Here is a 6,642-nt window from a genome sequence, read left to right on the forward strand (position 1 = left end):
TTCTGGTCGCCGCGCCGGGTTTGCCATTGTGCCAACGCGATGCCCAGCACCACCAGCAATACGGTCACCACGAAGGGGATCAGCCGAAATCTGAATCTGAACCGGAATCCGATTGGCATTACAATATCGCCTTAGTCAATGTTTCCCCGGCCTACATATGAAAATCGTCGTCGCCATCGCCTTCATCCTGATTATCGGCAGCCTTGCCTCAGCGCTGGTGTTCCTGATGCGCGACAAAGGTAAAAGCAACCGCACGGTGCAGGCCCTGACCATGCGCGTCGGCTTTTCGGTCGCCCTGTTCATCCTGCTGCTGGTACTGTACAAGCTCGGTTATATCCAGCCGACCGGGCTGCACTAAGCACGCCGCTGCAAGAATCCACAGTAAAAAAGGCCGCACCGAAGTGTGGCCTTTCTTTTATGCGTACGCTTGATCCGCTTGGCTTACAGCCAGTACACCACGACGTACAGGCCGAGCCAGACGACGTCCACAAAGTGCCAGTACCAGGCCGCGCCTTCGAATGCGAAATGGTGTTCCGGGGTGAAATGCCCCTTGAGCACACGGAACAGCACGACCGACAGCATGATGGCGCCGATGGTGACGTGGAAGCCGTGGAAGCCGGTCAGCAGGAAGAAGGTCGAACCGTAGACGCCTGAAGTCAGCTTCAGGTTGAAATCGCTATACGCCTCGATGTACTCGGCAGCCTGGAAACCCATGAAGGTTGCGCCCAGCGCGATCGTGACAAACAGCCAGAATGCGGTCTTGCCGCGGTGGCCGGCACGCAGCGCGTGGTGGGAAATGGTCAGCGTGACGCCGGAAGCCAGCAGCAAGGCGGTGTTGATGGTCGGGATCGGGAACGGCCCCATGGTGCTGAAGGATTCGATGGTGCCGGCCGGGCCTGCATTGCCCCAGTGCGCGGCAAAGTCTGGCCACAGCAGCTTGTTGTCCAGATCGCCCAGCCACGGCATGGCAATGCTGCGGGCGTAGAACAAGGCGCCAAAAAACGCCGCGAAAAACATCACTTCGGAGAAGATGAACCAGCTCATGCTCCAGCGGTACGAGGTATCGATGCGCGCGCTGTACATGCCGCCCTCGGATTCGCGGATGGAATCGCCGAACCACTTGTAGAGCACCACCAGGAACGACAGGATGCCGATAGCGCACAGCTCAGGGCCCCACACGACACTGTTGACCCATGCCGCGGCGCCAGCCATCGTCGCCAGCAGCGAGACGCCGCCCAGCACCGGCCACCTGGATGGTCCAGGGACGAAATAGTACGGCGCACTACCTTGTTGAGAACTCATTTCCATCTCCCGATACAAATTTAATTAGTTTCTGTCAGTCAGTTACTGTATTGCGGTACTGCGTTTATTTAGCGACAACCAGTTTCACGATGGTGATCAGGATCGCAATGAAAATCAGTGCTCCAAGTATGCCGGCTATCACCACATGCACCGGATTCAGGTTGGCGGCGTCGTTTTCATAATCTTTTCTCTTGCGCACGCCGAAGAACGACCAGAATACCGCTTTCATGGTGGCGCCAAATGAGGCTTTACGGCGGCTTGCTTGCTCCAGGTCCGACATTTGATACCCCTCGTTATCCGGCTAACCATGCCGCTGAACCGGCCAAATGAGCTTAAATCAGCCCGCCTTGTCCGGCTGCCCTGCAATTTCAAAAAACGTGTAGGACAGCGTGATCAGCTTTACATCTTTAGGTATAGCAGGATCTATGTAAAACACCACCGGCATTTCCTTGGCCTGGTTCGGGCCCAGGGTCTGCTGGGTAAAACAGAAACATTCGACTTTCTTGAAGAAAGCCGCCGCCTGCTGCGGCGCATAACTCGGAATCGCCTGGGCATCCATCTTGCGCGACTGCTTGTTCACCACTTCATACACCACCTGCGTCATTTCGCCGGGATGCACCTGCAGGCTGCTGACCGTCGGCCTGAAACGCCAGGGGCCTTGCGAATTGCCGTCGAATTCAACGGTAATCGTGCGGCTCTTGTCGACCTGGGTATTGACCGGCGCTTCCACCGTGGCGTCTTTCGGCGTCAGGTAATTGACGCCGGTAACTTCGCAGATCTTTTTATATACCGGCACCAGGCCATAACCGAAACCGAACATCAGGACCGCAATCACCAGCAGCTTGCCCAGCATTTGCCCGTTCAGCTTCCTTGATTCGGCCTTGCCTTCCTCATTAGCCAACTTCTCCGCAGGATCAGCCATTTACTTGAACCACAGCATCTTGACGAAGATCGCAATGAAGAAGCTCAAGGCAAGCAGGCCTACCAGTAATCCGGTACGTAGGTTATTAGGCTTTTTCGGGTTGCTCATTTTGCTCAGTCACACAGGGTTGGCGAGCCTGCTGCGGCCCGCCGCTGCCGTTATTTAAAGGTCGGTGGCGTTTCGAAAGTGTGGAAAGGCGCTGGGCTAGGCACAGTCCATTCCAGTCCTTCGGCGCCGTCCCATGGCTTGTCGGCTGCTTTCTTGCCGCCCTTGATCGATGGAATGATCACGAAGAACAGGAAGTAGACCTGGCTCAGTCCGAAACCCAGGGCGCCGATCGAAGCCAGCATGTTGAAATCGGTGAACTGCGCCGGATAGTCGGCGTAGCGACGCGGCATGCCGGCCAGGCCCAGGAAGTGCATCGGGAAGAACGTGACGTTGAACCAGAACAGGGAATTCCAGAAATGGATCTGACCGCGTCTTTCGCTGTACATGAAACCGGTCCACTTCGGACTCCAGTAGTAGTAGCCGGCGAACAGCCCGAACAGGGAGCCAGCCACCAGCACGTAGTGGAAATGGGCCACCACATAGTAGGTATCCTGCATCTGGATATCGATCGGCGTCACCGCCAGGATCAGGCCGGTGAAACCGCCCATGGTGAACACGAAGATGAAGCCGAGCGCGAACAGCATCGGTGTTTCGAACGTCATCGAACCGCGCCACATGGTAGCGATCCAGTTGAAGATCTTGACGCCGGTAGGCACCGCGATCAGCATGGTGGCGTACATGAAGAACAGCTGCGCAGTCACCGGCATGCCGGTGGTGAACATGTGGTGGGCCCAGACGATGAACGACAGGATCGCGATCGACGCCGTGGCGTACACCATCGATGCATAACCGAACAGCTGCTTGCGGGCGAAAGCCGGGATGATCTGCGACACGATGCCGAACGCCGGCAAGATCATGATGTAGACCTCGGGGTGACCGAAGAACCAGAAGATGTGCTGGTACATCACAGGATCGCCGCCGCCGGCAGCGTTAAAGAAGGAGGTGCCGAAATGACGGTCGGTCAGGGTCATGGTGATGGCGCCGGCCAGCACTGGCATCACGGCGATCAGCAGGTAGGCGGTGATCAGCCAGGTCCAACAGAACATCGGCATCTTCATCAGCGTCATGCCAGGCGCGCGCATGTTGAGGATGGTGGTGATGATGTTGATCGAACCCATGATCGACGACGCGCCCATGATGTGGATGGCGAAAATCGCCATGTCCATGCCGGGGCCCATCTGGGTCGACAGCGGTGCGTACAGGGTCCAGCCGGCAGCGGTTGCGCCGCCCGGCGCCAGGAATGAAGTCGCCAGCAGCAAGGCTGCAGGAGGCATCAGCCAGAACGAGAAGTTGTTCATCCGCGCAAAAGCCATGTCGGATGCGCCGATCTGCAGCGGGATCATCCAGTTGGCGAAACCGACGAAGGCCGGCATGATCGCGCCGAACACCATGATCAGGCCGTGCATGGTGGTCAGCTGGTTGAAGAATTCAGGCTTGAAGAACTGCAGGCCGGGCTGGAACAGCTCGGCGCGGATCAGCAGCGCCAGCACGCCGCCCGACAGCAGCATGGTGAACGAGAACCACAGGTACAAGGTGCCGATGTCCTTGTGGTTGGTGGCGTATAGCCAGCGCCGCCAGCCGTGCGGATGGTCGTGCGCGTGGTCGTCGTGAGAATGATCGTGTGCGTGATCGACTGCGGTAGTGCTCATCTCAATCTCCTAATTTACTTACGCGCAGCCAGCACTTCAGCTGGTTGGACAATATTTTCCTGAGCCTTGTTGGACCAGTTGTTGCGGGTGTAGGTAATCACCGCAGCAATTTCGGTATCCGACAACACGGCTTTCCAGGCTGGCATCTGCATAGTGCCGGTGACTTTGCCGTTCAGCACGACGTTGATCTGTTCGGCACGCGGGCCGTTGACGACCGGGTCGCCATCCAGCGCCGGGAACGCGCCAGGCACGCCCTTGCCGGTAGCCTGGTGGCAGACCGCGCAATTGGCCGTGTAGACTTTTTCGCCGCGCTGCTTCAGCTCGTCGATGGTCCAGGTCTTGGTCGGATCGTCTGCCTGGGCAGCCATTTCCTTTTTCTTGCCGTCGACCCAGGTCTTGTAATCGGCTTCGCTCAAAACATTGACCACGATAGGCATGAAAGCGTGGTCCTTGCCGCACAGTTCAACGCACTGGCCGCGGTAGGTGCCGACCTTTTCAGCCTTGAACCAGGTGTCGCGCACAAAACCGGGAATCGCATCCTGCTTGACGCCGAATGCCGGAATACCCCAGGAGTGGATGACGTCGTTGGCGGTGGTGATTATGCGGACCTTCTTGTTGACCGGGACCACCATCGGATTGTCGACTTCGATCAGGTAGTTGTCGTTCTTGACCTTGGTCGAATCCACCACTTGCTCGTGCGGCGTCGACAGGTTGGACAGGAAGGAAATGCCGGCGCCATCGCCATTGAGGTAGTCATAACCCCATTTCCATTGCATGCCGGTGACCTTGATCGTGATGTCGGCGTTGGAGGTGTCCTTCATCGCCACCACGGTCTTGGTGGCGGGCAGCGCCATGCCGATGACGATCAGGAAAGGCACCACGGTCCAGGCGATTTCGACGCCGGTGCTTTCGTGGAAGCTGGCCGATTTGTGGCCGAGCGATTTGCGATGCTTGAGGATGGAGTAGAACATCACCCCGAAAACGGCCAGGAAGATCACCAGGCAAATGATCAGCATCAAGTGATGCAGATCATAGATTTGCTGGGCAATTTGCGTTACCGGTGGTTGAAAGTTCATCTGCAACACCGCTGGACCACCCGGACTATCGACCACCGCCCATGACGGCATAGCTGCCGACAAGAGCGAGGCACCGAGCATCAACGATATAAGGCGCTTCGCATATTCCATGATTTCCTCAAAAGCCCAAAATTATAATTATGTCAACCACTGGTCACTTGGTTGCGCTGTAGCTCCTGCCGCAGCTCCAGAACAAACTCGCGCCGCTTCCATTTCGTCAAAAACCGCCCTACTTCGACCCTGGTGCCAAGCGCCTCAATGTCTATCAGGCCCTTGTTTGTCTCTTGCACCGCAATCCGGATCGCATGTAAATCCAGCTTGAATCGTCGAACTTCCTGTGCCTGTATCAATTCCACAAGCAGGTAATCGTCCAGCATAGCTATGTGCTCGCGGTCCGTGGCGTGCCATGCATAGACCAGGAATGCGACAGCAACCGCCGCCATTTCCAGGACCGCAAATACCAGGACAAACCAGGCGCCGTGCAAGGTAAAGCCGATCGCCACGGTAAACGACGTGGCGCAGAGGATTGCATAGAAAAAACCAAGTTGGCGCGGCGCGATTGCGCAGTTACGCCTCAAGTCCCATTCTCGCTTAATCATGATGCACTATCGACACCGAGCAAGTCGCCTGTACGCACAAGCTAAAACCTTCGAAGTATAAGGGGTAACCGAAGATGTTATCAAGGAGAATCAAATCCTTATACCCGCTGCACGCATGCCCGCAAAACCGCGCTTTTACCTCCGCGCGGAGCCGCTTTCCTCCATGGCAAGCCAATCAATTATCATCTTGCCGATATGTTTCATATAAGAAATTTATTATATTGACGAGAACCAGGATCGGCAGATATGCCTAATATTGACAACCCACACCGCGCCCCGGCCTGGAATTAATTAGGGTCAGAGTCGAATTATTGTCGCCAATCCAGCGAGATGCTGGTTTTCCGTGTGATGCGGCCAATCACTTCAGTCCGGTCATGGCCTCAAATAAGCGTAGCCCTGCGACTGCAGGTCGGCGAGCAGCACAACCGCGCCTTTATCGGCAACGGTAAAACCCGGCAGCAGATCTTTCAGCGATACGTTCTGTGCCTTCATGGTATTGATGCAGGCACTCAGCCCGAGTCCCATTTTTGCCAGTTCGGCCACGTGCGCACCGAATTCCGGGCTTGCCTGCGCTGAGTGAAACGCCTTGAGCGCCGCGCCATGGATGACCAGATTGATCTTGACCCGGTCCGGCCCGCCCATGCCGTCGAAATGATTCTGAATATTGCCGAGTACGAAACCGGCTTTATCAAGTTCGCTCAGGTGATAAGCGACCTTGGCTTTATCCACGCCTGCAGCGCTTGCCGCATTGGCGCGCGATGTGGTTGCGGCAAGGACCGCCGCCGCGCCGATTGATGAAAACATTGTCCATAGGATGTTGCGTCGCTGCATATTGGCTCCCGGCTGGAAAAACGGACAAACAGGATAACGTCGATTTATCCGCGCGATTGATCAGCGCATCAACGTTATATCAAATCTGCCAATGGATGGTTTTTCTCGGACCACGGATCGCTGAAAAAACCGTTGCCCCAATCGTTGGTGACCGC

Annotated in this window: 8 protein-coding genes; 1 reads left to right on the forward strand and 7 read right to left on the reverse strand. The window is 56.5% G+C overall.

Annotation, left to right across the window (positions count from 1 at the left end):
• The first annotated feature begins 157 nt into the window (after positions 1-157).
• Positions 158-358: a twin transmembrane helix small protein gene (locus JWQ61_RS21970; protein ID WP_014004551.1), complete on the forward strand. Its 201-nt coding sequence runs from the start codon at positions 158-160 to the stop codon at positions 356-358.
• A gap of 83 nt (positions 359-441) precedes the next feature.
• Here JWQ61_RS21970 and JWQ61_RS21975 read toward each other — a convergent pair whose 3' ends face one another.
• The 7 genes from JWQ61_RS21975 to JWQ61_RS22005 all read right to left on the reverse strand — a co-directional run bounded on the left by JWQ61_RS21975 (position 442) and on the right by JWQ61_RS22005 (position 6,487).
• Positions 442-1,302 carry a cytochrome c oxidase subunit 3 gene (locus JWQ61_RS21975; RefSeq protein WP_304362396.1) on the reverse strand — a complete coding sequence of 287 codons (861 nt, stop codon included), beginning with the start codon at positions 1,300-1,302 and terminating at the stop codon, positions 442-444.
• A 64-nt stretch (positions 1,303-1,366) separates the two neighbouring features.
• Positions 1,367-1,582, reverse strand: a complete 216-nt coding sequence (locus JWQ61_RS21980) for a DUF2970 domain-containing protein (RefSeq protein WP_304362397.1) — start codon at positions 1,580-1,582, stop codon at positions 1,367-1,369.
• Between the two features lie 57 nt (positions 1,583-1,639).
• Positions 1,640-2,224 carry a cytochrome c oxidase assembly protein gene (locus JWQ61_RS21985; RefSeq protein WP_304362398.1) on the reverse strand — a complete coding sequence of 195 codons (585 nt, stop codon included), beginning with the start codon at positions 2,222-2,224 and terminating at the stop codon, positions 1,640-1,642.
• Between the two features lie 158 nt (positions 2,225-2,382).
• Positions 2,383-3,981, reverse strand: coding sequence for a cytochrome c oxidase subunit I (gene ctaD / locus JWQ61_RS21990; RefSeq protein ID WP_304362399.1), 1,599 nt, complete (start codon positions 3,979-3,981; stop codon positions 2,383-2,385).
• Positions 3,982-3,995: 14 nt separating this feature from the next.
• A complete protein-coding gene (gene coxB, locus JWQ61_RS21995) occupies positions 3,996-5,168 on the reverse strand; it encodes a cytochrome c oxidase subunit II (protein WP_120237347.1) in 1,173 nt (390 codons plus the stop codon).
• Positions 5,169-5,200: 32 nt separating this feature from the next.
• Positions 5,201-5,656: a DUF2244 domain-containing protein gene (locus JWQ61_RS22000; protein WP_304362400.1), complete on the reverse strand. Its 456-nt coding sequence runs from the start codon at positions 5,654-5,656 to the stop codon at positions 5,201-5,203.
• Between the two features lie 372 nt (positions 5,657-6,028).
• A complete protein-coding gene (locus JWQ61_RS22005) occupies positions 6,029-6,487 on the reverse strand; it encodes a DsrE family protein (protein ID WP_304362401.1) in 459 nt (152 codons plus the stop codon).
• Between the last annotated feature and the right edge of the window lie 155 nt (positions 6,488-6,642).

Source organism: Collimonas fungivorans (assembly GCF_028292705.1).
Classification (GTDB): domain Bacteria; phylum Pseudomonadota; class Gammaproteobacteria; order Burkholderiales; family Burkholderiaceae_D; genus Collimonas; species Collimonas fungivorans_B.

Bases quoted from the DNA above. Each gene is read 5' to 3' on its own strand.
- coxB (WP_120237347.1), bottom strand. From the start codon at position 5,168: ATGGAATATGCGAAGCGCCTTATATCGTTGATGCTCGGTGCCTCGCTC.
- JWQ61_RS21985 (WP_304362398.1), bottom strand. From the start codon at position 2,224: ATGGCTGATCCTGCGGAGAAGTTGGCTAATGAGGAAGGCAAGGCCGAA.
- JWQ61_RS21975 (WP_304362396.1), bottom strand. From the start codon at position 1,302: ATGAGTTCTCAACAAGGTAGTGCGCCGTACTATTTCGTCCCTGGACCA.
- ctaD (WP_304362399.1), bottom strand. From the start codon at position 3,981: ATGAGCACTACCGCAGTCGATCACGCACACGATCATTCTCACGACGAC.
- JWQ61_RS21980 (WP_304362397.1), bottom strand. From the start codon at position 1,582: ATGTCGGACCTGGAGCAAGCAAGCCGCCGTAAAGCCTCATTTGGCGCC.
- JWQ61_RS22005 (WP_304362401.1), bottom strand. From the start codon at position 6,487: ATGCAGCGACGCAACATCCTATGGACAATGTTTTCATCAATCGGCGCG.
- JWQ61_RS22000 (WP_304362400.1), bottom strand. From the start codon at position 5,656: ATGATTAAGCGAGAATGGGACTTGAGGCGTAACTGCGCAATCGCGCCG.
- JWQ61_RS21970 (WP_014004551.1), top strand. From the start codon at position 158: ATGAAAATCGTCGTCGCCATCGCCTTCATCCTGATTATCGGCAGCCTT.